Consider the following 25536-nt stretch of genomic DNA (forward strand, 5'->3'; position numbering starts at 1 on the left):
AACGGTCTGTAACATGGCATTGCCCATCTGTGGCAAGACCGTGCCGACGGCATGAAGGCCGCGCCGCAACCCCCTGCCCCACAACGAAAAAGGGGCCGGTCGCCCGGCCCCTTTTCTGTCTGGATAACGTTACCCGCTTCAGTTGGCCTGACGCCGCAGGAAGGCGGGGATCTCGATGCGCTCCTGCTCGGGATCGACCTCTTCCTCATGGTCGAGCTGCGGCTGGCGGTAGGCCGGACGGGCCTGCGGCGCGGCGGCGCTGCTCACCGGCGGCTCGCGGTGTGCGGGCTGCTGGGCGTGGCCTTCGGCGCCGGTTCCGGCCATCCGGGTGATCAGCGAACCGATCCCGAAACGGGCCTTGTGGTCGGCGGCAGAGGCCGCAGCGGCAGGCTGCTGCTGGGGCTGCGGCGCGGGGGCCGCGGCACGGGGCTGCTGCTCGACGGGCGCTGCGGCATGGGCGCCGGGCACCTTGCGCACCGCCTGGTGCAGACGGGCGAGCGCCTCTGCGGAGGGGGTGCCGGGTGCGGAGCGGCCTGCGACCGGCTGCGGCGCGGGCTCGGGAGCCTCGAGCGGCTGCGCCTCGGCGGCGTGGCGGTAGGCGGGCGGCGGGAGATCGTCGCCGGTGGCCACTTCGGCCTCGTCGCGTGCGCCGGAGCGGAAGGCGGGGAAGAGCGAGGGCTCTTCGGCCTCGGCCTGCGGTGCGGGCTGGGCTTCTGCCGGGCGGGTGCCGGTGACGGCGGCGGGTGCCGGGGCCTCGTCGGTGGCCATCGGAGCCTGCTCGGCAACCAGCGGCGCGGCCTCGACCGGCTGCGGGGCCGGAGCGGGCTCGGGCTGGGGCAGCGGTGCGGCCATGGAGCGGCGCGGCACGGGCATTTCGCGTTCTTCGTCCATCACGTCGATACCGGTGGCGACGACGGAGACGCGCATGAAGCCTTCGAGCGTGGTGTCGAGGGTGGAGCCGACGATGATGTTGGCGTCGCCATCGACCTTCTCGCGGATCTCGTTGGCGGCCTCGTCGAGTTCGAAGAGGGTCAGGTCATTGCCGCCGGTAATGTTGATCAGCACGCCCTTGGCGCCGTTCAGCGAGATCTCGTCGAGCAGCGGGTTGGCGATGGCCTTCTGGGCGGCGACCTTGGCGCGATCTTCGCCCTCGGCCTCGCCGGTGCCCATCATCGCCTTGCCCATCTCGTCCATCACCGCGCGCACGTCGGCGAAGTCGAGGTTGATCAGGCCGGGGCGGACCATCAGGTCGGTCACGCCCTTGACGCCCTGGTAGAGCACGTCGTCGGCCAGCGCGAAGGCTTCGGTGAAGGTGGTTTTCTCGTTGGCCAGCCGGAACAGGTTCTGGTTGGGGATGATGATCAGCGTGTCGACGACCTTCTGGAGCGCATCGACGCCCTCCTCGGCCTGACGCATCCGCTTGCCGCCCTCGAACTGGAAGGGCTTGGTGACGACGCCGACGGTCAGCACGCCGAGCTCACGCGCCGCCTGGGCGATGATCGGCGCGGCGCCGGTGCCGGTGCCCCCGCCCATGCCGGCGGTGATGAAGCACATATGCGCCCCGGCGAGGTGGTCGATGATCTCTTCGATGGTCTCTTCGGCAGCGGCCGCGCCCACGGTCGGACGGGCACCGGCGCCGAGGCCCTCGGTCACTTTCACACCCATCTGGATGCGGTTTGCCGCGGCCGACTGCTGGAGCGCCTGGGCATCGGTGTTCGCAACCACGAACTCCACGCCTTCAAGCTGCTTTTCGATCATGTTGTTCACGGCGTTTCCGCCTGCACCGCCGACACCGAACACGGTGATCCGCGGCTTGAGGTCCATGTCGGTGGGCATGGTGAGGTTCAAAGTCATCTGTGTTCCGCCTGTCTCTTGTTCGTTCGTGTCCCCGGGGCTGCCAGATTCAGCGCCCCACCGCCAAAAATGACTCGAAATTTAAGGCACACTACCGCCTCGGCCGCGATGCGTCATCCGAAAAACGCAGAAATGCCACAATTTGTAGTGGATAAGTTTCGCCGTTTCGGCGGTATCTTGCGTATGCCACCGCATCTAGGGATCACCAATTGTCGCGGAACCACTTCATGGCTCTTTTTAAGGATCGGGCCGGGTATGTATCGGCCGGAATATCGAAGTCCCACCACTCGTCCTGCGGGTTTGCCGAGTAGAGGCAGAGGCCGACGGCGGTAGAAAAGGCTGGCCCCGTCGCGGCTTGCGGCAGGCCCTGCACCCGGAGCGGGCGACCGAGGCGCACCTGCTGGCCGAGGATGCGGGAGGCGAGCTCGTCGAGGCCCAGAATTTGCGAACCGCCCCCGGTGAGGACGATCTTCTGGGAGGGCAGATGGTCGAAGCCGGCGGCATCGAGGCGCACCCGCACTTCTTCGAGGATCTCTTCGACGCGGGGCCGCATGATGCCGATCAGCTCGGAGCGCGACACGTTGCGCTGGTCATGCTCCCAGTCGCCGGTATCGCCGCCGAGCGGAATCATCTCGCGGTCGTCCATGCCGGTGGCGACGACGCCGCCGTGGCGGGTTTTTATCCATTCGGCCTTCTGCGGGCTGACTTGGAGGCCCTGGGAGATGTCGCGGGTGATGTGGTCGCCGCCGAGGCGCACACTGTCGGCGTAGATCATGTGCTTCTTGATGAAGACCGAAAGCGTGGTGGCACCGCCGCCCATGTCGATGCAGGCGGAGCCGAGTTCCTGCTCGTCTTCGACCAGCGCCGAGAGGCCGGAGAGGTAGCCCGAGCTGGCGAGGCCGGCGAGTTCGAGGTCGCAGCGCTTGATGCAGTAGAGCAGGTTCTGAACGACCGAGGTTTCGATCGTCAGCAGGTGCATGTCGGCGGTGAGCCGGTTGCCGATCTGGCCGCGCGGGTCGATCAGGCCGGAGCGGTGGTCGATGGCGAAGTTCACCGGGTGGGCATGGAGCGCCTGCCGCCCTGCCCCGAAATCGGGCACGACGCAGGAGGCCAGCACGCGGGCCACGTCGGCCTCGCTCACGGTGCTGTCGGCCAGCTCGATGGAGCCGTCGAGGCCGTAGCTGCGCGGACGCGCGCCGGCGAAGGCGGCGATCACGTGGTCGACGCGGACGCCGGCCATCTTCTGCGCCGCCTGCACCGCGGTGCGGATCGCCCGCTCGGTTTCCTGCATGGCGTCGATCTCGCCGAAGCTCACTCCGCGCGAGCGGGTGGTGGCGGCGCCGATGACGCGGAAGCTCGACTGGCCGGCAAGCGAGCCGACGCCGTCGGATTCGCGAAACCGGCCGGGCCCGTCGAAGCGCAGCACGAGGCAGGCGATCTTGGACGTCCCGACATCGAGAATGGCGATCACGCCGCGGTCCATCGCCTGTTTGCGCATCCGCCGCATGGCGCGCTGGGTTTCGTAGAGGTCGGTCATCAGCCGTTCGAGCCTCCGAGTTCGAGAGATTTGATGCGGCGGAATTCCTCCACCGCGCCGGGGGCCATCCGCAGCGTGGGGCGGCCCGGAATGCGCATGTCGATCACCGCGAGGTCGCGGCCCAGCATGTCTTCTGCCTCGTCGAGCGCGATGACGCGCTCCAGCGCCGCGGCAGGCCCCTGCTCGGGGAGCTGGATCACCTGGTCGCGGTCGAGCACCACGTCCCAGCGGCGCTCGCCGCGGCGGATCAGCCCGCGCAGGCGGCCCGCAAGCGGGGTGGCGGCGGCAAAGATGGCGCGGGCCTCGGTCACGGCCTGAGGCGTATCGGCCCCGCGCCCGACGACCAGCGGCAGGTCGGGGCGCAGCCCGCGCGACAGGAGCGGCGCGACGCGGTGGCCCTCGCCGTCGATCAGCAGCAGCGAGCCGTCGCGCTTGCGCCAGACCAGGGCCGGGATGCGCTCTTCGATCTCCACCAGCAGCACGCCGCCGGGGCGGATGCGCACATGGGCGCGGGCCACGGCATCGAGCGCCTCGATGGCCTCGCGGGTGGTGTCGAGGTTCATGTCGAAGCTGGAGAGCGGAAACTCATAGGGCACCAGCGCGCGGATATCGCCCGAAAGCTCTTCGGAGGCGCCCTCGACGGCCAGCATCTTGACCATGAATTCGGGGCGCTCCTCGACCGAGCGGCGGGCTTCGGCGATGGCGCCGGTGATCTGACCACGGCGGCCTTCGTCGGAGAAGTACCACGTGGTCGCCAGCGCCACGGCGGCCAGCGGCAGGCCGACGCGCAGGAGGCGGCGGTAGAAGGGGGTGAGCCACATCCGCTCCAGCCGGTAGGCCACGCGGGAGGGGGCCGGGTCGCGGCGCGGGGTGGCGGCTTCGGGGGCCTTCATCTTCCGCATGAGGCGTCCTCCACCATCCAGCGGCAGAGCTGGCCGAAGCTCATGCCCACCAGCCCGGCGTGCTCGGGGGTGAGCGATGTGGGGGTCATGCCCGGCTGGGTGTTGGTTTCGAGCAGAACGAGGCCGTCGAGGCCGGCGGTGTCGTCCCAGCGGAAGTCGGTGCGCGACACGCCGCGGCAGCCAAGGGCCGCGTGGGCGCGCTCGGAATGGTCGCGGATGGCGGCGGTGATCTCTTCGGGCAGCTCGGCCGGGCAGATGTGACGCGCCCCGCCCTCGGGGGCATATTTGGCGTGGTAGTCGTACCAGCCGTCGGTGAGCAGCTCGGTCACGCCCATCGCCTTGCCGCCCATCACGGAGCAGGTCAGCTCCCGGCCCGGCGCGAAGGCCTCGACCATGAGCACCTCGGCGGCATCCTCGGCCAGCTTGGGCGGCGTGTTGGCATCCTTGCTGACGATGTAGATGCCAACGGAGGAGCCCTCGTTGTAGGGCTTCACCACGTAGGGCGGCGGCATGACGTGGCGCGCTTCGATCTCTTCGCGCGGCGCGAGCTGGCTGGCGACAACCGGGAGCCCGTGGGCGCGGTAGAGCGCCTTGGTGCGCTCCTTGTCGATCGCGGTGGAGGAGGCCAGGATGCCGGAGTGGGTGTAGGGGATGGCGAGCCATTCGAGCACGCCCTGGATGCAGCCATCTTCGCCCCAACGGCCGTGCAGCGCGTTGAACACCACGTCGGGTGCCAGCGCCTTGAGGCGCTCAACAACATCGGCGCCGGCGTCCAGCTCGGTCACGGTGAAGCCCTCCGCCCGAAGCGCAGACGCGCATTCGCGACCGGAGGAGAGAGACACCTCACGTTCTGCCGAAGGGCCGCCCATCAGGACGACGACATTCTGGACTGTCCTGCTCGACATGTCCGCCTCTGTGAACGGGCACGGTTCCTGCGCGATCATCTCGCGCGGTGCCCTTGTTTTGTTGATGCTTGAGACGTCTCCCCGTTGTCGGGGTTGTCCGCTCAGCCGCCTGCGTCTTCCGGGGTCGGTTCACCGACCCTCATGATTTCCCACTGTAGCGTTACACCGCTGGTTTCGTAAACCTTTTTTCGGATCCGTTCGCCCAGATTTTCAAGGTCGGCGGCGGTGGCGCCGCCGGCGTTGGTGAGAAAGTTGGAATGCATCTCGTTCATCACCGCCCCGCCGAGGGTGGCGCCGCGCATTCCGGCCTCGTCGATCACCTTCCAGGCCTTCAGTTCATGGGTGTCATCGGCCCGCCCGGTCGAGGAATAGCCCGCCGGATTGCGGAAGGTGCTGCCCGCCGTGCGGTCCTTGGTGGGCTGGGAGGCGTCGCGCTTGGCGAGCTGCTCTTCCATCAGCGCTTCGAGCGTGGCGGGCTCGCGCTCGGAGGCCTCGAAGGTGGCGGAGACGATGACCGCGCCCTCGGGCAGCGTGGACTGGCGGTATTGCAGGTTCAGATCGGCTGCGGGGAGTGTCTTGAGCGTGCCGTCGCGCAGCACCAGCTCGATGGATTGCAGGTGGTCGGCGACATAGGTGCCATAGCAGCCCGCGTTCATCCGCACCGCCCCGCCGATGGAGCCGGGGATTGTGCGCAGAAAGGTGAGGTCCACGCCCTGCGCGGCGGCCTTGCGGGCGACATGGGCATCGAGCGCGGCGGCCCCGGCGGTGACGCGGCGGCCCTCGATCTCGATGCCGTTGAAGCCGCGCCCGAGGCGGATGACCACGGCGCGGATGCCGCCGTCGCGCACGATCAGGTTGGAGCCGACGCCCATGGGGAAGACGGCGATCTCGGGCGGGAGGGCGGCGAGGAAGGCTTGCAGGTCGTCGAGGTCGGCGGGCTGGAACAGCCAGTCGGCAGGCCCGCCGACGCGCAGCCAAGTGAGGTCGTTCAGGGGACGGTCAGGCGTGAGGGTGCCGCGCACTTCGGGGAGATCGGTCATGGGGTGGTTATTGCCGGGCGCGGCGGCGGAGGCAAGGCGGGGCGCTCACGCCCGGGCCATGAACTGCGCCCGCGCGCGCCGGGCGCCCTACCCTCGCAGCCGCCACCAGGCCAGCGCCACGCCGAGGGCCGCGCCCGCAAGGCCGGGCAGCAGCACCCAGAGCAGCAGGAATGCATGGCCCACGTTGTCCCAGCCGACCGGGCCGCGACCGAGCCAGAGCTTGAGGCCGAGGCAGATGGCCGCCATGCCGCCGAGGTAGATCGCCCCGCCGAGGGGCGACATCCAGCGCAGCCAGAAGCCGAGGAGGCCGAAGATCAGGGCGGCGCAGAGGGCGACGGCGTGGAGCTCGTGAAACATGGGGGCCAGTCTTCCCTGCCCCGCGCCCTGTGGCAAGGGGCATGGCCCGGTCGGCGCTCAGCCGTCGGCCGCCTCGCTCTCGCCGCGGCGCTCGCCCCGGACCCAGCGCCAGAAATAGACCACCGGCCAGCGCAGCACCGAGGCCCCGGCCGCGAGGCAGGCAATGCCGATGAACGGCCCGTTCTGGTAGGTGACCCAGCCGAGCAGCGGGATGCCGATGGCGATGAGCACGTAGGCGCGCGTCCAGAGATTGTCCTTCGAGGGGATCATCGCCGCGACATTGGCGCAGAGGGCCCAGCCGAAGAAACAGATGAGCGAGGGGGTCATGTGCGGGCCCTCCCGGTGAGTTTGGCCATCAGGTGCCCGAGCGGGCGGCGGAAGAACGAAATGAAGGTGGCCAGCGCCAGAACCCCCGGCAGCAGGCCGAACTCGGCATAGATCAACCAGATCAACACGAACGCCCCGGCGATCAGGGTGAGGCCGGGCACGAGTTGCCAGCGCATCGGCAGGAACGCGGTGGCGGTTGCCGCGAAAACCCAGAGGAATGCGGCGATCAGAAGCGGGCTCATGAAACGGTCCTCTTGGACGACGAAAGCCCCCGCCGCCAGCCTAGCACGGGACGGGGGAAGAAAGTGTTAACGGGCGCAGGACTCTTCGGCCGGCCCCCGGTCGGGTCAGTCATCGAGCACATGGCAGGCGTCGGCCTCCCTGTCGCAATCGACGAATTGCGCTTCGCGGTTGGAGGCATCGAGCGACAGGCTCCAGCGCCAGCCGCGCGAGGCGGTGTCGCGGCGGAACCACTGCTGCGCCTGGAAGCTCCCGGTGACGGCCTCGGTCGGCAGGGCCAGCGGGGCGGCGCCGCGCGGGTAGAGGAAGAGGTGCACCTCGGCGGAGCGATGCTGGGCGCGGAACTTGCGGGCCAGAAGCGACAGCGCGCGCCGGGCGGTGCGGCTTTCCATCAGGCCCTCGGCCTCGTAGGCGGCCACCACGACATTGGCGAGGGAAGCATCGCGCAGCTCGAAGACGCGGCGCAGCTCGTTGGCCTGGGCCTGCCCGGCAAACACCGAGGGGATCAGGGCCAGCCCGGCGGCCAGCACGAAACGGGGCGCGCTCATGTTGCCGCCCTCCCCGCGCCGTTCTGCAGCGGGGCGACCATGATCACGAGCACGAAGCCCGCGAGGGCGAAGGGGCCGATGGCGGCGGGCGCCAGCGCCGTGGCGGCCAGCATCAGCGTGAGCGCAACCTGCGCCACCCGCTTCAGCCGGGCCTCACCCAGCGCCCATCCGGTGGCGAAAGCGGCAAGCACCAGCCCGCCACAGATGAGAAGCGGGAGCATCAGCGCGGCCATCCGACCGCCCCTCAGCCCCTCAACCTCTCCGGCAGGTTGTTGGCCCAGGCCGAAATCGTGCCCGCGCCGAGGCAGACCACCATGTCGCCCTCGCGGCCCTGCTCGCGCACGAGGCGCACGAGGTCGTCTTCCGACAGGATCGCGCGGGCGTGGCGGTGGCCGTGGGCGATGAGCCCGGCGACGAGGTCGTCGCGACCGGCGCCGGGGATCGGGTCTTCGCCGGCGGCGTAGACCTCGGCGATGGCCACCACGTCGGCTTCGTTGAAGCAGGCGCAGAAGTCATCGAACAGATTGGAGAGGCGCGAGTAGCGGTGCGGCTGGTGCACGGCGATCACCCGGCCCTCGGTGGCCTGGCGGGCGGCCTTGAGCACGGCGGCGATCTCGACCGGGTGGTGGCCGTAGTCGTCGATGATGGTCACGCCGTTCACCACGCCGACGCGGGTGAAGCGGCGGTTCACGCCGCCGAAGTTGGCCAGCGCGGATTTGATCTGCTCGGCCTTCATACCGAGGTGACGCGCCACGGCCACCGCCGAGAGCGCGTTGGAGACGTTATGGTCGCCCGGCATCGGCAGGGTGCAGCCCTCGATCACCATGTCCTCGGTCTGGAGGCGGATGTCGAAATGCGCCACCCCGGCCTTGTAGCTGAGGTTCACCGCGCGCACGTCGGCCTGGGCGTTGAAGCCGTAGGTCACGACGCGGCGGTCGGTGACGCGGCCCACCAGCGCCTGCACGTCGGCGTCATCGGTGCAGCAGACGGCGAGGCCGTAGAAGGGGATGTTGGAGACGAAGTCGAGGAAACCCTTGTGCAGCGCCTCCTCGGTGCCCCAGTGCTCCATGTGCTCGGGGTCGATGTTGGTGACGATGGCGATGGTGGCGGGGAGGCGGTTGAAGGTGCCGTCGCTTTCGTCGGCCTCGACCACCATCCACTCGCCCTGCCCCATCCGGGCGTTGGAGCCGTAGGCGTGGATGATGCCGCCGTTGATCACGGTCGGGTCGATGCCGCCCTCGTCGAGCAGCGCGGCGACCATGGTGGTGGTCGTCGTCTTGCCGTGGGTGCCGGCGACGGCGATGTTGGACTTGAGGCGCATCAGCTCGGCCAGCATCTCGGCGCGGCGCACCACCGGCAGGCCCTTGGCGCGGGCGGCGTCGAGCTCGGGGTTGCCCGGCTTGATGGCGGAGGAGATCACGATGACCTCGGCGTTTTCGAGGTTTTCGGCGGCCTGCCCCTCGAAGACCGTGGCCCCGAGGCTCTCGAGCCGCTCGGTGATCTTGCTCTTCTTCAGGTCGGAGCCCTGCACCTGGTAGCCGAAGTTCAGCAGCACCTCGGCAATGCCCGACATGCCGATGCCGCCGATGCCGACGAAGTGGATTGCGCCCAACTGGGTCGGGAGTTTGGTTACGCCCTGCATGATATTGCTTCCGTCCATGTCACTGCCTCACATTTACTGCTCGCCCGTTTATTGTGGGCTTTATCTTATGCGGTCGTTGCCGCCGTCTTCTGCTCTGCGAGCCCCTCGACAAGGGCGACCAGACGCATGGTGGCGTCGGGCTTGCCGGTGGAGAGCGCCGCGATCGACATTTGCGTCGCGCCCTCGGGGGTTTCGAGAATTGTCTGGATTTGCTCCGCGAGGCTGGTTGGGTCAAGCCGTTTTTCGGGGATCAGGATGGCCGCCCCCGCGTCAACCAGGCCACGGGCATTGGCGGTCTGCTCGTCGCGGATGGCGGCGGCGAGCGGGATCAGGATGGAGGGGCGGCCGATGACCGAGAGGTCGGCCACGGTGGAGGCCCCGGCGCGGGTGATGACGAGCTGCGCCTCGGCCATGCGCTCGGGCACGTCGGAGAAGAAGGGCTGCACCGTGGCGTCGATGCCCGCGCTTTCGTAGAACTCCACCACCCGCGCCTCGTCTTCGGGACGGGCCTGATGGCTCACACGGATGTGCCGGCGCGAGGACTCGGGCAGCGTGGCGAGGGCGGCGGGGACGATGTCGGACAGGATGCGGGCGCCCTGGGAGCCGCCCATCACGAGGATCGACATGGGATAGTCGCCCGGGGGAATGTAGGGCGCGCCGGCCCGGTCGAGGATTGCGGCACGCACCGGATTGCCGATGTCGTGGCCCTCGACGCCCTCGGGCAGTTCGGTGGGCCATGTGCCGCAGGCGATAGCATGGACGCGCTTGGCGAAGATTTCGTTGACCCGGCCGAGCACGCCGTTCTGCTCATGGATCGCCCGGGGCCGCTTGAGCAGCGTGGCCGCCGCCAGCGCCGGGATCGAGGGGTAGCCGCCGAAGCCGACAACGACGGAGGGTTTGTCGCGCAGCATCTTCAGCGCCGCAGAAAGGGTGCCGCCGGCAATGCGGAAGGGGACCGCCAGCTTGGCGAGCACCCCACCCCGCGCGAAGGTGGCGCTGGACATCACCTCGATCTCGACCGCCTCGGGGAAGGCCCCGGTGTAGCGCGCGCCGCGGGCATCGGTCGAGAGCTTCACCCGCCAGCCCAGCCCCAACATCGCCTCGGCCAGTGCCTGCGCCGGGAACATGTGCCCGCCGGTGCCGCCTGCGGCGATGATGAGAAGAGGCTGCGTCATTTGGGTACTCCGGCGTTTCGTGGGGTGCAGCCGGGGGAGTGAGTACTTTGCGCAAGAAAATGAAGCAGGTTTCGCGTCACGGCCCCCTCCGCAGCAGGATATCGCCGATCTGCCCCTGCGGGCGGGTGCGGGTGAAAGCCAGCAGCATGCCCACGAGGATGCCGCCCGCGATCATGGAGGAGCCGCCGTAGGAGACGAACGGCAGCGTCATGCCCTTGGCCGGAAGCAGGCGCACCGCGACGCCCATGTTGATCATGGCCTGAACGCCGAACATGCAGGCCAGCCCGGTGCCGGCGAGGCGGATGAAGGGATCGCGCTCGCGCATCAGGCGCAGGAGCGAGCGCACGACGATGGTGCCGTAGAGCAGGATGATGGCGAGGACGAGCACCAGCCCGTATTCCTCTGCCGCCACCGCGATGATGAAGTCGGTATGGGCATCGGGCAGCGACCACTTTACCTGCCCCTCGCCCACGCCGACGCCAAAGAAGCCGCCTTCGCGGATCGCGTTGGTGGCGTAGCCGAGCTGGGTGCGCGGATCGAGGTCGGGAGAGAGGAAGCCGTCGATCCGGCGGGCGAAGTGCTCGGAGCCCTCGTAGGCGGTCAGTCCGCCCACCACGACAAGCCCAGCGACGACCACGAGAATGGTGATCGGCGCCCCGGCGACGAAATACATCACCGCCCAAGCAAAGAGGATCAGGCAGGCCTGCCCGAAGTCGGGCTGGAGCGCCAGAAGCATGACGATGGTGACGGCGATGATGAAGGAAAAGCTCTTGCCCGGCGGCCCTGCGACCTGCTGCGAGGCCGCCATGAGCCAGGCCGCGAGCACCACAAAGCCGGGCTTGAGGAACTCCGAAGGCTGGACCGAGGCGAACCCCAGCGAGAACCAGCGCGTGGCGCCCTTGCCGAAGTCGGTGCCGAAGATCGGCAGCAGCAGGATTGCCACGAAGCTGACGAAGAAGCCCAGCACCGCGAGGCGGCGCACGAGGGAGGGGTTCATCATGGAGAAGGCGAACATCACCACCAGCGAGAGCCCTCCGAAGAAAGCCTGACGCTGCACGTAATAGAAGGGATCGAGCCCGTTGCGGGCCGCCAGCGGCGGGGAGGCCGCGAGGCCCAGAAGCAGGCCGATGCCGAACAACAGCAAAATGGACGACATCGACCAACGGTCGATCGTCCGCCACCACCGGGGTAGCACCGGCTCGCCCGTGCGAACGGGGGCCGTGCCAAAAACCATCTCTGTCATCAGACTGCCTGACTGCCTCGAAACGCCCGGTTTTCCGGGTCTGGAAACACAGTAACGCAAGGTGATTCGCATGGGAAGGGATTTTCGAATCACTTTTGCAGCAGGCGGGTTTGCAGGGTTGCAGGTGGCGCGATTGTTGCGGGATGGGAAACAGAGGGCCCTTGCGGCGGTGATCCCTCTTGCAACCCGCGCCTGCGGGCATAGGCTCGCCGGCGGAGGATTTCTGGATGGACCCGATCACGCTCAGATGCGACTGCGGCAAGGTAGAGCTGCACATCGCCGCCCGCCCGGCCCCGCCTCAGGGCAACCGGGTGATCTGTCATTGCGACAGCTGCCGCGCCTTTCCGCGCGCTCTTGGCCGGGCCGATGTGCTGGGGCCGGGGGATGGCAGCGACATCGTGCAGATCCGCTGCGACCGGCTTTCGATTGTGCAGGGCGTCGAACATATCGCCGCGCTGCGCCTCAGCCCCAAGGGCCTTGCCCGCTGGTATGCCGCTTGCTGCAACACGCCTCTGGGCAATACCGGGCCGTCGCCGAGCTACCCCTTCTTCGGGGCGCTGACCTACGGGATTGCCGGGAAGGACGCGCTCGGGCCGGTGAAGGCGCGGGTGAACATTCCCAAGGACAAGGCCCTGCCGGAGGATCTTCCGCCGACCAGTGGCAGCACGCTGGGGGTTTTTCTGTCGATCGGGCGGATCATGTTCGGCGGCTGGCTGAAGGGCGCGCAGAAGCGCCATCCGCTGTTTCCGGGCGGGGAGCCGCTGGTGGAGCCGCGGGTGATATCGCTTGAAGAGAAGGCCGCCGCCTATGCGTAGCCTCGCCCTCGCCCTGCTGTTTCCGCTTGCCGCCACCGCGCAGGAGTTTCCTGCGCCGTTGAGCGATGCCGATTTCATCGAGATCGACGCGGCCGAGGCCGCGCTCGGGCAACTGCTGTTCTACGACCCGATCCTGTCGGGCAACCAGAACATCGCCTGCGCCACCTGCCACCATCCGCGCTTCGCCACCTCCGACGGGCTTTCGCTCGGGATGGGCGAAGGCGGCCACGGGCTGGGGCCGGAGCGGGTGGCGGATGCCGCGAACTACCCGAGCGAGTTCATCCCCCGCAACGCCCCTGCCCTCTTCAACCTCGGCGCGCGGCAATTCACCGTGCTGTTTCACGACGGGCGCATCGAGGTGGACGAGAGCCGCGCTTCCGGCTTCCGCACGCCGATGGGCGAGGACATGGAGGTTGGCTTTTCGGGCATCCTCTCGGCGCAGACCATGTTTCCGGTGCTGTCGGCCGATGAGATGGCCGGCCACGTGAAGGAGAATGACGTGGCCAAGGCGACGCGCTCGGGGCGCATCACCGGGCCGGGCGGCGCGTGGGACATCATCGCGCGGCGGGTTGAGGGGGCGGGCGATTATCAGGCGCGGTTCGAGGCCGTTTATCCTGAGGTGGCGGCGGGCCGGCCGTTGCATTTTACCGATATTTCCAACGCCATCGCCGCGTTCATGGCCTTCGAGTGGCGCGCCGACGGCTCTGCCTTCGATGCCTTTCTGCGTGGGGATGAGGACGCGCTTTCGGCGCAGGCGCTTGAGGGGGCGGAGCTGTTTTATGGCACGGCGGGCTGCTCGGGCTGCCATTCCGGCGCGCTGCAAACCGACCACGGGTTTCACGCGATGGGGGTGCCGCAGATCGGCCCCGGCAAGCGGCTGGCCTTCGAAACGCACCATCGCGATGTGGGGCGCATGGGGGTGACGGGCCATGTCGAGGATGCCTATGCCTTTCGCACGCCGAGCCTGCGCAACGTGGTGGCCACGGCGCCTTACGGGCATTCGGGCGCCTATGCCGAGCTGCGCGATTTCGTGGAGGCCCATGCCGCCCCCCGCGCCGCGCTGGCTGCCTATGACGGCTCGCCCGCAAGGTTGGCCGCGCTGGAGCATGACGCCCTTGGCCCCTTGCAGGATGCCGCCGACCGGGCCGCGCTGGAAGCGGCGATCGAGGTCGAGGACCGCCCGCTGTTGAAGGACGAGACCGATGCGATCATGGCGTTTCTGGAGGCGCTGACGGACCAGCCCGCCATCGACGGGCGGCTCGGCGTGCCCGAGCGCGTGCCGAGCGGGTTGCCGGTGGATCAGTGAGTCGTAGGGCGGGACTTGTCCCGCCTTGGCAGGAGCGCTTCGGGGTGGCGGGACAAGTCCCGCCCTACGTGGTCATCACGCGTCGTAGCTGACCACCACGCGATCGGAGATCACGTGGCTCTGGCAGCTGAGCACGTAGCCCTTTGCCACTTCGTCATCTTCCAGCGCGTAATTCGCTGCCATCTCCACCTCGCCCTCGAGCACCCGGCAGCGGCAAGTGGAGCAGACCCCGGCGCGACAGGCGAAGGGCACGTCGAGCGAGGCCGCAAGCCCGGCTTCCAGCACCGTTTGGCCGGGCTCGATGGTGAGGCTGCGGGTCACGCCGTCGAGCGTCACCTTCGCCTCCGCCCCGCTGGCGCCTGCCGACATGGCGGCCGCCGCCCGCTGCGGCAGCCGCCCGGGCTGGTCGGATTTGAACAGCTCGAAACGGATCTGATCCTCGGCCAGCCCCGCGCTCTTCAGCGCCTCGGAGATCGCCAGCATCATCGGCTCCGGCCCGCAGATGAAGGCGGTATCCACCCCCTCGGCCTCGATCAGCCCGGAAAACAGCGCTTTCACCTTCTCGCCATCCACCCGGCCCGAGAACAACGGCACCTCCTGCCCGTCATGCTCGAGCACATGCACCACCTGAAGCCGTCCCATGTGGCGGTTCTTCAGATCTTCCAGCTCCTCGCGAAACATCACCGTCGCCGCCGCGCGGTTGGCATAGACGAGGGTGAAGCGCGAAAGCGGCTCGGCGGCCAGTGTGGTGCGGATGAGCGAGAGCACGGGGGTGATGCCCGAGCCGCCCGCGAAGGCGAGGTAGTGCTTTGCTGCGCCCTCATCGAGCGGGGTGAAGAACCGGCCCGCAGGCGGCATCGCCTCCAGCCGCATCCCGGGTTTGAGGGTCTCGTTCGCCCAGGATGAAAACGCCCCGCCCTCGACCCGCTTAATCCCCACCTGAAGCCCCTCGCCTACGCCGCAGCAGATCGAATAGCTGCGGCGGATCTCGGTGCCGTCGATCTGCTGGCGGAAGGTCAGGTATTGGCCTTGTGTGAAGGCGAAGGCCGCCGGGTCGTCGGGCTGGAGCGTTACCACCACGGCCTCGCGGGTGGTGGGGCGCACGTCGGTCACGGTGAGGGGGAGAAACTGGGCCATGTCAGATGCACTTGAAATAGTCGAAAGGTTCCAGGCAGTCGCCGCAGCGCCACTGGGCCTTGCAGGGGGTGGAGCCGAACTGGCTGATCTTGTTGAGGTTTCTGGAGGCGCAGCGCGGGCAGCGCTCCGGCCCGCCTGCGGGCTGGGGCGGGGCGATGCCGTAGGTTTCGAGCTTCGCCCGTCCCTCGGCGCTGAGCCAGTCGGTCGTCCAGGGCGGGGCGAGCTGGCGGCGCAGCTCGAGGTGCTCCACCCCCGCGGCGCGCAGCGCGGTTTCGATATCGAGGTTGATGATGGTGGTTGCCGGGCAGCCCGAATAGGTGGGCGTGACGGTGACGATGAGGGTGTCGCCCTCATAGGCCACGCCCCGGATCACCCCGAGATCGACGAGGCTGATCACCGGAATTTCCGGGTCCGGCACGCCGCCGAGCACCTGCCAGACCTCGGCCTCCGACAGCCGGGTTTGCGCCATGCTCACCACGTTGCCCCCGGATAGGCCCGCTGGAGCCATTGCATCTGGGTCAGCAGATGCCCCAGCGCCTCCGAATGCCGCTTGCCGTCCTTGCCGCCGCGATGGGCAAAATCGCTCTGCGGCAGGGTGAGCGTCGCTTCGGCCAGCACCTGCCGCACGGTTGCCTCCCAGGCAGGGCGCAGGGCCTCGGGTGCAGGCGCAATGCCCGCCTCCGCCAGCGCCGCATCCACGGGATCGGCGGCCAGCGCCTCACCCGCCCAGGGCCAGAGCCAATCGAGCGCTGCCTGCATCCGGACGTGGCTTTCCTCGGTACCATCGCCAAGGGCGATGACCAGCGCCGAGGACCGCTCAAGGTGATACTCCACCTCCCTCACTGCCTTTTGTGCGATCTCCGAAACCCTCGGTTCGGAAGAGCCGGAGAGGCCCCGCAGCATCTCCACATGCCAGGCATCGAAGAGGAACTGGCGCATCACCGTGCGCCCGAAGTCGCCGTTGGGCTGCTCCACCAGCAGCAGGCAGCGGAAGTCCCATGCGTCGCGCAGGAATGCCAACTCGTCGGCGGTCTTGCCCGCGCTCTCCCCGGCCAGCCCCAGCCAGAGCTGCGCCTGCCCGATCAGGTCGAGCGCGATATTGGCCAGCGCGATGTCTTCCTCCAGCACCGGGGCATGGCCGCACCATTCCGACACCCGGTGGCCGAGGATCAGCGCGTTGTCTCCCATCCGGAGCGCCAGCGTGCCGACCGGATCAGATCCGCCGTCCAGCATCACATCGCCCCCACGTCATCGGGAATGTCGAAGAAGCTCGGGTGGCGATAGACCTTGCTCTGCGAGGGCTCGTAGAACGGCCCCTTGTCATCGGGGTTCGAGGCGGTGATCTGCACCGAGGGCACCACCCAGATCGAGACCCCCTCGTTGCGCCGGGTGTAAACGTCGCGCGCCGAGAGCAGCGCGTGCTCGGCATCGGCGGCGTGGAGCGAGCCGACGTGGCGATGGCTCATCCCGTGACTGCCGCGGATGAACACCTCCCAGAGTGGCCAGTCCCTGCTCATATCAATCTTCCTCCTGTGAAGCGTCATCCTCGGGCTTGACCTGAGGATGACGTCGCTACTCTGCCGCCTCCCGGCGCGCCGCCTTCTTCGCTGCATGGGCGCTCATCGCATCGCGCACCCATTGGCCCTCGGTCCATGCATCCTGCCTCGCCTTCATCCGCTCGGCACTCTCCGGCCCCGCGCCCTTGAGCACGGCAAAAAACTCGTCCCAATCGGGTTCGGAGAAGTCGTATCCGCCCTTCTCCTCGTTCCATTTCAGGTGTTCGTCGGGCACCGTCAGCCCGAGGAACTCCGCCTGCGGCACCGTCTGGTCAACGAACTTCTGCCGCAGCTCGTCATTGCCGTTGATCTTGATCCGCCAGGCCATGTTCTGCGCCGAATGGACCGACTCCGCGTCGGACGGGCCGAACATCATAAGCGAGGGATACCAGAAGCGGTTCAGTGCGTCCTGCGCCATCCGGCGCTGCGCCTCGGTGCCCTTCGCCATCTTCATCATGATGTCGAACCCCTGGCGCTGGTGGAAGGATTCCTCCTTGCAGATCCGGATCATGGCGCGGCTGTAGGGCCCGTAGGAGGTGCGCTGGAGCGGCACCTGGTTCATGATCGCGGCCCCATCCACCAGCCAGCCCACGGCGCCGATATCGGCCCAGCTCAGGGTCGGGTAGTTGAAGATGCTGGAGTATTTCATCCGGCCGTTGAGCAGTTGCTCGGTCATGTCGTCGCGGCTGATCCCCAGCGTCTCTGCGGCGCAGTAGAGGTAGAGCCCGTGGCCCGCCTCGTCCTGCACCTTGGCGAGCAGGATCGCCTTGCGCTCCAGCGTGGGCGCGCGGGTGATCCAGTTGCCCTCGGGAAGCTGGCCGACGATCTCGGAATGCGCGTGCTGGCCGATCTGGCGGATCAGGGTCTTGCGATAGCCCTCGGGCATCCAGTCCTGCGGCTCGATGGTTTCGCCCGCGTCGATCCGGTCTTGGAAAGCGGCCTCCTCCGGGCTCATCTCCTCGCGGGGTTTGCCGCCCTCGGATTTGATCATCTGTGCATACATCGCATCGCTCCCTTCAGCGGCCCAGAATTCGCGCCAGCCAGCCTTTCTTCGGCGCAGGGGCCTCGTCGCCCCAGTCCGAAGTTCCATCGGCGCCGTAGGTCTCCCCCTCGTCGCCCTGCGCCTTCGCCCCCATCAGCCCGGCCAGCGCCACCATCTTGGCAATCAGCCCGTCCTCGGGGTTCTTCGTCTGCACCACGCCATCATACCACCAGAGCGGCCAAAGCTGCCCGTCCGGACCCGGCATGTCGGCCGAGCCATCCTCGGCCACGGTCAGCTCCGGGTCGTCCCGCGCCACGGCGAGCCACTCGTCGAGGGCAATGTCATCGCCCTCGTCAAACCAGTTCTCGCGGCGGGTGATGTGGAGGTCGTAGCCCATCAGACCCGCTCAATAATCAAGGCAACCCCCTGCCCCACGCCCACACACATGGTGCAGAGCGCATAGCGCCCGCCGCGCCGCTGCAGCTCCCGCGCCGCCGTCAGCACCAACCGGGCGCCGGACATGCCGAGCGGGTGGCCGATGGCGATGGCGCCGCCGTTGGGGTTCACATGTTCGGCGTCATCGGGGACGCCGAGGTCGCGCAGTACGGCGAGGCCCTGGGCGGCGAAAGCCTCGTTCAGCTCGATCACGTCCATCTGCTCGATGGTCAGACCGGCCTTCGCCAGCGCCTTGCGCACGGCGGGCACCGGGCCGATGCCCATGACGCGGGGGGCAACCCCGGCAGATTGCATCGTCACGATCCGCGCCAGCGGGGTGAGCCCCTGCGCCTGCGCGGCGGCCTCGGAGGCCACCAGCAGCGCCGCGGCGCCGTCATTGACGCCAGAGGCATTGCCCGCGGTCACGCTCAGATCGGGGCCGTTTACGCCCTTCAAGCGCCCGAGCTGCTCGGCGGTGGTGCCGGGGCGCGGGTGCTCGTCCTTCGCCACAACCAGCGGGTCGCCCTTGCGCTGGGGCACCTCGACCGGGACGATCTCTTGCGCGAACACGCCGGCGGCATCGGCCCCGGCCCAGCGGGCCTGAGAGCGGGCGGCGAAAGCGTCCTGATCCTCGCGGGAGACGCCCCAGTCGGCGGCGACGTTGTCGGCGGTCTGGGGCATGGAATCGACGCCGTAGGCCGCCTTCATCGCCTTGTTGACGAAGCGCCATCCGATGGTGGTGTCAAACACCTCGGCCGCGCGGGAGAAGGCGGTGGTCGCCTTGCCCATCACGAAGGGCGCGCGGCTCATGCTCTCGACGCCCCCGGCTATGGCGAGCTCGTAATCGCCGGCCTTGATCGCGCGGCTCACGGTGCCGATGGCATCCATGCCGCTGGCGCAGAGGCGGTTGATGGTGGCGCCCGGCACGCTCTCGGGGAGGCCCGCCAGCAGCAGCGCCATGCGGGCCACGTTGCGGTTGTCTTCGCCGGCCTGGTTGGCGCAGCCGTAGATCACATCGTCGATTGCGGCGGGGTCGAGCCCGGTGTTGCGGACCATCAGCGCCCTGATCGGCACGGCGGCCAGGTCATCCGCCCGGACCTGCGACAGCGCCCCGCCATAGCGGCCAATCGCCGTGCGCACCCCGTCACAAATGAAAGCCTCTCCGGCCATGGCTTGCTCCTCCCTGCTCGCTCGAAAGGGAATCTACGCCTCAGGGGGATTCGACGCAAGCAATACGTTACTGAATATTGCCACATCAGAAATTTCCGTAACCAAACCGCAGTTCCTGCCTTGGTGAACCCGGAGCTTTCCCGTAACGCCGCCACCCCGCGCAGGCCGGGCATGGCACAGCGGGGTGGGTGGGTGGGAGCTGTGCCATGCCCGGCCGCACCTCAAACAAAAAGGGCGCCCCGCCGGACGCCCCTGATCTTCAACGGTGTGGGCTTTCGCAGATCGCTGCGCGATCCACTGCCGCCCGCTGTTTGAAACGCCTTTGGCGTTTCAAACTAGATATGTATCGCCCGCCCGTAGGCCTCGAGCACGGACTCATGCATCATTTCCGAGAGAGTCGGATGCGGGAAGACCGTGTGCATCAGGTCTTCTTCGGTGGTTTCGAGCTGGCGGCCCACAACGTAGCCCTGGATCAGCTCGGTCACCTCGGCGCCCACCATGTGGGCCCCCAGAAGCTCGCCGGTCTTGGCGTCGAACACGGTCTTCACCATGCCCTCGGGCTCGCCAAGCGCCACCGCCTTGCCGTTGCCGATGAAGGGGAACTTGCCCACCTTCAGCTCGTATCCGGCTTCCTTGGCCTTGGCTTCGGTCATGCCGACGCTGGCGACCTGCGGGTGGCAGTAGGTGCAGCCGGCAATGCTGCCGGGCTTGATCGGGTGCACGTGCATCCCCTTGATATGCTCGGCCACCATGACGCCCTCGTGGCTCGCCTTATGCGCCAGCCAGGGCGCGCCGGCGATATCGCCGATGGCATAGACGCCCTCGACCCCGGTCTGGCAGAACTCGTCCGTCACAACGTGGGTCCGGTCGATCTTCACGCCAAGCTCTTCAAGGCCGAGGCCCTCGACGTTGCCGACGATCCCGACGGCGGAGATCACGGTGTCGAACTCCATCTTCTCGACCTTGCCGCCGACCTCGACATGGGCCGTGACCTTGCCTTTCGCCCGGTCGAGCTGCTTGACCATGGCTTTCTCCATGATCTTCATGCCCTGCTTCTCGAACTGTTTCTTGGCGAAGGCAGAGATGTCCTTGTCTTCCACCGGCAGCACCCGGTCCATCACTTCCACCACGGTCGTGTCGGCCCCGAGCGTGTTGTAGAAGCTGGCGAATTCGATGCCGATCGCGCCGGAGCCGATCACCAGCAGCTTCTTGGGCATGCGGCTCGGGGTGAGGGCGTGGCGGTAGGTCCAGACCAGATCACCGTCGGCCTCCAGCCCCGGAAGCTCGCGGGCGCGCGCGCCGGTGGCCACCACGATGTTCTTGGCACTCAGCTCCTCGGTGCCCTTCTCGGTCTTGACCGACACCTTGCCCTTCGCGGTGATCTTGGCCTCGCCCATGATCGAGGTCACCTTGTTCTTCTTGAACAGGTGCTTGATGCCGCCTTCCATCTGCGCGGCGACACCGCGCGAGCGCTTCACCACGGCGTCGAGGTCATAGCCGGCCTTCTCCACCGAGAGGCCGAATTCCTTGGCGCGGTGCATCAGGTGGAACACTTCGGAAGAGCGCAGCAGCGCCTTGGTCGGGATGCAGCCCCAGTTGAGGCAGATGCCGCCGAGGTTCTCCCGCTCGACGCACACCACCTTGAGCCCGAGCTGGGCGGCGCGGATCGCGGCAACATAGCCGCCGGGGCCGGCGCCGATGACGATCAGGTCGAAGCTTTGCGAGGCCATGATTCTCTCCCGTTTCAAAACTGGTTTAGTGTTAAACTATTTTCGCCATCCGGCGAAAGCCCCCGATCCGCGCGGCGATGCCGCAGAGTGCAAAGGCGAAAAGCCACGGATTCCCATCGGGTTAGGCAGAGGAGTTCCAGCCACCGCCGCCCTCGTCGTCGACATGGTTCAGCGACCACCGGTAGCCGCCCGCCGCGATATAGGCCTCTTCGGCCGCGCTGGAGACGCGGCCGAGAGCGGCGTTGCGATAGGGAAAGCGGCCGAAGTCTCGGATCACCTGCCGGTGGGCGCGGGCGTGGCGCAGGTTGTCGCTGCCCGGTGTGCGCACGAGAAACAGGCGCACGGCGGCATCCTGATCGGCCAGCACCTCGGAGTGCATCAGCGGCAGGTAGAAGAACTGGCGCGCCGGGCCGTCGACCCGGTCGTCCTTGCGCACCTGCACCGCCCATTTGGACCATGTGCGGGCCAGCCCGTCGGTGGCGAAGCTGCGGGGATCGCCGCGAAACATGTTGCGCGGAAACTGGTCGACGAGGATCAGGCGGGCCAGCACCTCGCGCGCGGTCCAGCCCCAGCGCGGAAGATCGCCCGCCGCCACGGCCTCCCAGCTATCGAGAAAGCGCGCCCGGATGTCGGCGTCCAGCGCCTCCTCCTGCACGTACCAGCCCTTGGTGCCGACCTCATCGACCCAGAACCGAACGACCTCTTCGGGTTCGACCATCTGCATTCCTCCCGCCCCAGCCTCTCACGGCGCGGGGCATCGCACAACCAGCACGCGGCCTCAGGCGGCGGGTTCATCCTCTTCCAGCCCTTCGATGAAGACCTCCTGCGCCATGTCCACGGCCACCGCCGTGGCCGAGGGCAGAACCGGCGCGTAATGGCCGGTGTCCTCGACCGCAACGCCGGGGCGCCGGGTCATGCGCCAGAAGGCATAGGCTGCGACCAGCGCCATGAGCACCGCGATGTAGAGGAAGAAGCCCCCCGGCCCCGCCACGCTCATCAGCCAGCCGGTGACGAGGGGGCCGGCGATGGCGCCGAGCCCGTTGATGAACATCAGCCCGCCCGAGGCTCCGGCCATGTCATCTGGTTCCAGGAAGTCGTTGGTATAGGCGATGAGCAGCGCGTAGAGCGGGTTGGTCATGCCGCCGATGGCAAGGCCGGACACGAGGATGGCGCTGAAGATCCCGCCGAAGACGAGGCCGAAGAGCGCCCCGCCGCCGCCGGCGACGGCGAGCATGGCGATCAGCATCCGCCGGTCCATCCGGTCGGAGAACCAGCCGACCGGATATTGCAGCACCAGCCCGCCGATGTAGATGGAGGCGACGAAGGCCGAGATCTGCGCCACCGTCAGCCCGGCCTGCGCGCCGAAGACCGCCGCCATGCCGAAGAGCGCCGAGTAGATGCCGCCGACGAGGAAGGTGCCGACGCAGCCGAGAGGCGAGATCGCGTAGAGCTTGACCAGCGAGAGCGGCTTTGTGGTGTCGAAGGCGGGGGTCGGTTGCACGCTGAGCAGGATCGGCGCGAAGGAGATCGACACCAGCACGCTGGGGATGACGAAGAGCACGAAGCCCGAGGGGTCTGCCGTGAGCAGCAGGCCCTGGGCGGCGACGATGCCGACCATCTGCACGATCATGTAGAGCGAGAGCGCCTTGCCCCGGATGTCGGAGGTGACCGAGCTGTTCAGCCAGCTTTCGGCGGTGACGTAGACGCCGGAGAAGCAGAAGCCGATGATGACCCGCCCGAGGATCCAGGCCCAGGGTTCGGTCACGGTGGGATAGAGCACCAGCACCGCGCTGATGAAGCTGCCGAGCGCCGCGAAGACCCGCACGTGCCCGACGCGCCGGATCATCTCGGGTGCCAGCCGCGAGCCGCCGAGGAAGCCGAGGAAGTAGGCCGACATCACGAAGGACATCTCCCAGGTGCTGAACCCTTCCAGCGCCCCGCGGATACCCAGCAGCGTGCCCTGCACGCCGTTGCCCACCATCAGCAGCATCACACCCAAGAGCAGCGCCCATGTGCTGGACATCACCTTAATCATCGTTTCGGCCTTTCAATATTCCGCCCCCAGATGGCCTGTTGGCCAAGGGGTGCAACCGCTCCTGAGCGACACCTGCCGTCTTTATTCGCCCGGCAACAGCAGCGAGCTGTCACCATAGGAGAAAAACCTGTAGCGCGCCTCTATGGCGTGTCGGTAAATCTCCATTACCCTGCTCTGCCCCATCAGGGCCGAAACCAGCATCATCAGCGTGGATTTCGGCAGGTGGAAGTTGGTCATCAGCGCGTCGGTCAGGGCAAATTCGAAGCCGGGGTAGATGAAGATATCGGTCTCCCCCTGCCAGGGCGCGATACGGCCCTTTGCCTCTGCCGCGCTTTCGATCAGCCGCAGCGCCGTGGTGCCCACCGGAATGATGCGCCCGCCGGCGGCCTTGGTGGCGTTGATCTCCTCGGCCGCCTGCGCGCTGACCTCGCCGCGCTCGGCGTGCATGCGGTGGGTGGTTACGTCGTCGACCGTCACCGGCAGGAAGGTGCCCGCGCCCACGTGCAGCGTGACCTCGGTGAGCCCCACGCCCATCGCCTCGATGCGCGCCAGCATCGCGGCATCGAAGTGGAGCGAGGCCGTGGGGGCCGCCACCGCGCCTGCGTGCTTGGCAAAGACGGTCTGATAATCTTCGCGGTCGGCCTCGTCCGCCGCGCGCCGGGCCGCGATGTAGGGCGGCAGGGGCATGGCGCCGACCTGCTCCAGCGCCGCGTCGAAGGCCGCGCCCTCGGCCGAGAAGCGCAGCCGCACCTCGCCGCCCTCGCGGGCGAGCACCTCGGCGGACAGCCCCGCGCCGAACTCCACGCGCTCGCCGGGCTTCAGCTTGCGGGCCGGGCGCGCCAGCGCCAGCCACTCGCCGCCCTGTCCCGGCTCCAGCAGCGTGACCTCGATCCGCGCCTCGACCGGACCTTGGGCGGAGTCGCGCCGTCGCAAACCCGAGAGCCGCGCCGGAATGACCTTGGTGTTGTTCAGCACCAGCCGGTCGCCGGGGCGCAGGTGGTCGCAGATGTCGGCCACCGCCCGGTCTTCGATCCAGTCGGCACCGGCCACGAGCAGCCGTGAGGCCCCGCGCGGATAGGCAGGGCGCACCGCGATCAGCTCCTCGGGGAGGTCAAAATCGAAATCATCCAGCTTCATGCCCGCGCCCTACAAGCGAGTGCGCCCCGAACACAAGCCCCATCGCCGCACAATCGCCGGCATCGGCAGCAACCGCCTGTCGGAGAGGCCGATCAGGCGGCGAGGCTGGCTTCGGGCAGGGCCGACAGGGCGCGGTCGAGCACTTCGAGACCGGCGCCCTCGCGGTGGGAGTCCTCGGAGAGGATACGACGCCAGGCCCGGGCGCCGGGACGGCCCTGGAACAGCCCGAGCATGTGACGCGTGACCTGCGCCAGCTTGCCGCCCGCGATGAGGTGCGCGTCGATATAGGGGCGCATCGCGTCCACGGCATCGCGCCGGCTGCGCCCGCTCGGGGCCTCGTGAAAGATCTGCGCATCGGCCTGAAGCAACATGCCCGGATCGTGATAGGCGCTGCGCCCGATCATGACGCCATCCATCCCCGCGTCGAGATGGCCCTGCGCCTCGTCGAGACGCGAAATCCCGCCGTTGATCGACAGGTGCAGCCCCGCGAAGGCCTGCTTCGTCTCGTGTACCAGCGGATAGTCGAGCGGCGGCACCTCGCGGTTTTCCTTGGGGCTGAGGCCCTGGAGCCAGGCCTTGCGGGCATGGACCGTGACCCGGCTGACCCCGGTTTTCTGAACCATTTCAAGGAACTGCGGCAGAACCTCGCGCGGCTCCTGCTCATCCACCCCAATCCGGCACTTGGCCGTCACCGGCACCGCGACCGCCTCGCGCATGGCCGACAGGCACTCGGCCACCAGCGCGGGGGATTTCATCAGCACCGCGCCGAAGCAGCCCGATTTCACCCGGTCCGAGGGGCAGCCGATGTTGAGGTTCACCTCGGCGTAGCCCGCCGCCTCGGCCATCCGCGCCGCCTCGGCCAGTTCGGCGGGCTCGGAGCCGCCGAGCTGCACCGCAACAGGTTGCTCTGCCGCGTCGAAGGCCAGAAGATGCGCCGCCCCGCCCCGCACCAGCGCCGGGGCCGTGACCATCTCGGTATAGAGCAGGGTTCGCCGCGTGAGCTGGCGGTGGAAGAACCGGCAGTGGCGGTCGGTCCAGTCCATCATCGGGGCAACCGACAGGCGGGCGGCTTGGGTGGTTGTGGTGGCGCTCGGGGTCATGGGGGGCAGTCTTTAGCGCCCCCGGGCGGTTTGCGCCAGTCAGTCTCCGAAGGAGACATCGGAGGCCCCGGCATCGGCCGCGCCCCCGCAGGAGATCGAGTCGCCAATCCGCCCGGCGGGCTTGCCGTTGACATAGACACTCCCCGATCCGGCCGAGAGCGCGCGGCCATGGGGCGGTGCGGGGCAGGTCGGGCAGGCATGGGGCACGTAGGGGTCGCCCTTGCGCACCACCGCCTTGCCCTCGGCAAAGACATCCGGAGAGGCCCCGATCGCCGGAGAGGGCGGAAAGTGGCAGCCATGGCCTGAGCCGATATCACCGAGGCGCGTGACCTTGGGCATGATGGGTTCTCCCTTTCGGGGCCT

28 protein-coding genes are annotated in these 25536 nt (G+C 68.2%); 2 read left to right on the plus strand and 26 right to left on the minus strand.

Features of this window, described 5'->3' with window-relative positions:
• Positions 1 to 138: 138 nt before the first annotated feature.
• From ftsZ to ftsW, 13 genes are all read right to left on the minus strand, one after another.
• Positions 139 to 1854 carry a cell division protein FtsZ gene (gene ftsZ / locus GTH22_RS07735; RefSeq protein ID WP_252944471.1) on the minus strand — a complete coding sequence of 572 codons (1716 nt, stop codon included), beginning with the start codon at positions 1852 to 1854 and terminating at the stop codon, positions 139 to 141.
• Positions 1855 to 2056: 202 nt separating this feature from the next.
• The gene (ftsA, locus tag GTH22_RS07740; RefSeq protein WP_252944473.1) at positions 2057 to 3391 is read right to left on the minus strand and encodes a cell division protein FtsA; all 1335 of its coding nucleotides are present in this window, start codon (positions 3389 to 3391) and stop codon (positions 2057 to 2059) included.
• A complete protein-coding gene (locus tag GTH22_RS07745) occupies positions 3391 to 4293 on the minus strand; it encodes a cell division protein FtsQ/DivIB (protein WP_252944475.1) in 903 nt (300 codons plus the stop codon). The genes ftsA and GTH22_RS07745 overlap by 1 nt, the downstream gene beginning before the upstream one ends.
• The gene (locus tag GTH22_RS07750) at positions 4281 to 5198 is read right to left on the minus strand and encodes a D-alanine--D-alanine ligase (RefSeq protein WP_252944477.1); all 918 of its coding nucleotides are present in this window, start codon (positions 5196 to 5198) and stop codon (positions 4281 to 4283) included. The genes GTH22_RS07745 and GTH22_RS07750 overlap by 13 nt, the downstream gene beginning before the upstream one ends.
• A gap of 101 nt (positions 5199 to 5299) precedes the next feature.
• Complete coding sequence (murB, locus tag GTH22_RS07755) at positions 5300 to 6238, minus strand: UDP-N-acetylmuramate dehydrogenase (protein ID WP_252944478.1); 939 nt, start codon at positions 6236 to 6238, stop codon at positions 5300 to 5302.
• Positions 6239 to 6325: 87 nt separating this feature from the next.
• Positions 6326 to 6595 carry a hypothetical protein gene (locus GTH22_RS07760; protein ID WP_252944479.1) on the minus strand — a complete coding sequence of 90 codons (270 nt, stop codon included), beginning with the start codon at positions 6593 to 6595 and terminating at the stop codon, positions 6326 to 6328.
• Positions 6596 to 6652: 57 nt separating this feature from the next.
• The gene (locus GTH22_RS07765; RefSeq protein WP_252944481.1) at positions 6653 to 6922 is read right to left on the minus strand and encodes a DUF2484 family protein; all 270 of its coding nucleotides are present in this window, start codon (positions 6920 to 6922) and stop codon (positions 6653 to 6655) included.
• Complete coding sequence (locus GTH22_RS07770) at positions 6919 to 7164, minus strand: DUF2484 family protein (RefSeq protein ID WP_252944483.1); 246 nt, start codon at positions 7162 to 7164, stop codon at positions 6919 to 6921. The genes GTH22_RS07765 and GTH22_RS07770 overlap by 4 nt, the downstream gene beginning before the upstream one ends.
• A 105-nt stretch (positions 7165 to 7269) precedes the next feature.
• The gene (locus GTH22_RS07775) at positions 7270 to 7710 is read right to left on the minus strand and encodes a hypothetical protein (RefSeq protein ID WP_252944485.1); all 441 of its coding nucleotides are present in this window, start codon (positions 7708 to 7710) and stop codon (positions 7270 to 7272) included.
• The gene (locus GTH22_RS07780; RefSeq protein WP_252944486.1) at positions 7707 to 7931 is read right to left on the minus strand and encodes a hypothetical protein; all 225 of its coding nucleotides are present in this window, start codon (positions 7929 to 7931) and stop codon (positions 7707 to 7709) included. Before GTH22_RS07780 ends, GTH22_RS07775 begins: the two co-directional genes overlap by 4 nt.
• Positions 7932 to 7954: 23 nt before the next feature.
• Positions 7955 to 9352 (minus strand): UDP-N-acetylmuramate--L-alanine ligase, encoded by a 1398-nt coding sequence (gene murC / locus GTH22_RS07785; RefSeq protein ID WP_252947605.1) that lies wholly within the window; start codon positions 9350 to 9352, stop codon positions 7955 to 7957.
• A 65-nt stretch (positions 9353 to 9417) separates the two neighbouring features.
• The gene (locus GTH22_RS07790) at positions 9418 to 10527 is read right to left on the minus strand and encodes a UDP-N-acetylglucosamine--N-acetylmuramyl-(pentapeptide) pyrophosphoryl-undecaprenol N-acetylglucosamine transferase (protein ID WP_252944488.1); all 1110 of its coding nucleotides are present in this window, start codon (positions 10525 to 10527) and stop codon (positions 9418 to 9420) included.
• Between the two features lie 76 nt (positions 10528 to 10603).
• A complete protein-coding gene (gene ftsW, locus GTH22_RS07795) occupies positions 10604 to 11770 on the minus strand; it encodes a putative lipid II flippase FtsW (RefSeq protein ID WP_252944490.1) in 1167 nt (388 codons plus the stop codon).
• Between the two features lie 227 nt (positions 11771 to 11997).
• Here ftsW and GTH22_RS07800 point away from each other — a divergent pair, with 227 nt between their 5' ends.
• Complete coding sequence (locus GTH22_RS07800; protein WP_252944492.1) at positions 11998 to 12585, plus strand: DUF6151 family protein; 588 nt, start codon at positions 11998 to 12000, stop codon at positions 12583 to 12585.
• Positions 12578 to 13891, plus strand: coding sequence for a cytochrome-c peroxidase (locus tag GTH22_RS07805; protein ID WP_252944494.1), 1314 nt, complete (start codon positions 12578 to 12580; stop codon positions 13889 to 13891). The genes GTH22_RS07800 and GTH22_RS07805 overlap by 8 nt, the downstream gene beginning before the upstream one ends.
• 75 nt (positions 13892 to 13966) lie before the next feature.
• Here the strand turns inward: GTH22_RS07805 and GTH22_RS07810 are convergent, their stop codons facing one another.
• The 13 genes from GTH22_RS07810 to GTH22_RS07870 form a co-directional block, all read right to left on the minus strand.
• Positions 13967 to 15028, minus strand: a complete 1062-nt coding sequence (locus GTH22_RS07810; protein ID WP_252944496.1) for a 2Fe-2S iron-sulfur cluster-binding protein — start codon at positions 15026 to 15028, stop codon at positions 13967 to 13969.
• A gap of 1 nt (position 15029) precedes the next feature.
• Positions 15030 to 15497 carry a 1,2-phenylacetyl-CoA epoxidase subunit PaaD gene (paaD, locus tag GTH22_RS07815; protein ID WP_252947606.1) on the minus strand — a complete coding sequence of 156 codons (468 nt, stop codon included), beginning with the start codon at positions 15495 to 15497 and terminating at the stop codon, positions 15030 to 15032.
• 2 nt (positions 15498 to 15499) lie between these two features.
• Positions 15500 to 16261 carry a 1,2-phenylacetyl-CoA epoxidase subunit PaaC gene (gene paaC, locus GTH22_RS07820; RefSeq protein ID WP_252944498.1) on the minus strand — a complete coding sequence of 254 codons (762 nt, stop codon included), beginning with the start codon at positions 16259 to 16261 and terminating at the stop codon, positions 15500 to 15502.
• Positions 16261 to 16545, minus strand: coding sequence for a 1,2-phenylacetyl-CoA epoxidase subunit PaaB (paaB, locus tag GTH22_RS07825; protein WP_252944500.1), 285 nt, complete (start codon positions 16543 to 16545; stop codon positions 16261 to 16263). The genes paaC and paaB overlap by 1 nt, the downstream gene beginning before the upstream one ends.
• Before the next feature lie 55 nt (positions 16546 to 16600).
• A complete protein-coding gene (gene paaA / locus GTH22_RS07830) occupies positions 16601 to 17587 on the minus strand; it encodes a 1,2-phenylacetyl-CoA epoxidase subunit PaaA (RefSeq protein WP_252944502.1) in 987 nt (328 codons plus the stop codon).
• A 13-nt stretch (positions 17588 to 17600) separates the two neighbouring features.
• Positions 17601 to 17963: a hypothetical protein gene (locus GTH22_RS07835; protein ID WP_252944504.1), complete on the minus strand. Its 363-nt coding sequence runs from the start codon at positions 17961 to 17963 to the stop codon at positions 17601 to 17603.
• The gene (gene pcaF / locus GTH22_RS07840; protein WP_252944506.1) at positions 17963 to 19171 is read right to left on the minus strand and encodes a 3-oxoadipyl-CoA thiolase; all 1209 of its coding nucleotides are present in this window, start codon (positions 19169 to 19171) and stop codon (positions 17963 to 17965) included. Before pcaF ends, GTH22_RS07835 begins: the two co-directional genes overlap by 1 nt.
• A 335-nt stretch (positions 19172 to 19506) precedes the next feature.
• Positions 19507 to 20901, minus strand: coding sequence for a dihydrolipoyl dehydrogenase (gene lpdA, locus GTH22_RS07845; RefSeq protein WP_252944508.1), 1395 nt, complete (start codon positions 20899 to 20901; stop codon positions 19507 to 19509).
• Positions 20902 to 21022: 121 nt separating this feature from the next.
• Complete coding sequence (locus tag GTH22_RS07850; RefSeq protein WP_252944510.1) at positions 21023 to 21619, minus strand: DUF924 family protein; 597 nt, start codon at positions 21617 to 21619, stop codon at positions 21023 to 21025.
• Between the two features lie 60 nt (positions 21620 to 21679).
• On the minus strand, positions 21680 to 22936 hold the full coding sequence (locus tag GTH22_RS07855; RefSeq protein WP_252944512.1) for an MFS transporter: 1257 nt from the start codon (positions 22934 to 22936) through the stop codon (positions 21680 to 21682).
• 81 nt (positions 22937 to 23017) lie between these two features.
• Positions 23018 to 24073, minus strand: coding sequence for a tRNA preQ1(34) S-adenosylmethionine ribosyltransferase-isomerase QueA (gene queA, locus GTH22_RS07860; protein WP_252944514.1), 1056 nt, complete (start codon positions 24071 to 24073; stop codon positions 23018 to 23020).
• Between the two features lie 92 nt (positions 24074 to 24165).
• Positions 24166 to 25173, minus strand: a complete 1008-nt coding sequence (dusA, locus tag GTH22_RS07865; RefSeq protein WP_252944516.1) for a tRNA dihydrouridine(20/20a) synthase DusA — start codon at positions 25171 to 25173, stop codon at positions 24166 to 24168.
• 39 nt (positions 25174 to 25212) lie between these two features.
• Positions 25213 to 25512 (minus strand): PAAR domain-containing protein, encoded by a 300-nt coding sequence (locus tag GTH22_RS07870; protein WP_252944518.1) that lies wholly within the window; start codon positions 25510 to 25512, stop codon positions 25213 to 25215.
• Positions 25513 to 25536 lie beyond the last annotated feature (24 nt).

The sequence above is a fragment of the Oceanicola sp. 502str15 genome (assembly GCF_024105635.1).
Taxonomy (GTDB): Bacteria; Pseudomonadota; Alphaproteobacteria; order Rhodobacterales; family Rhodobacteraceae; genus Vannielia.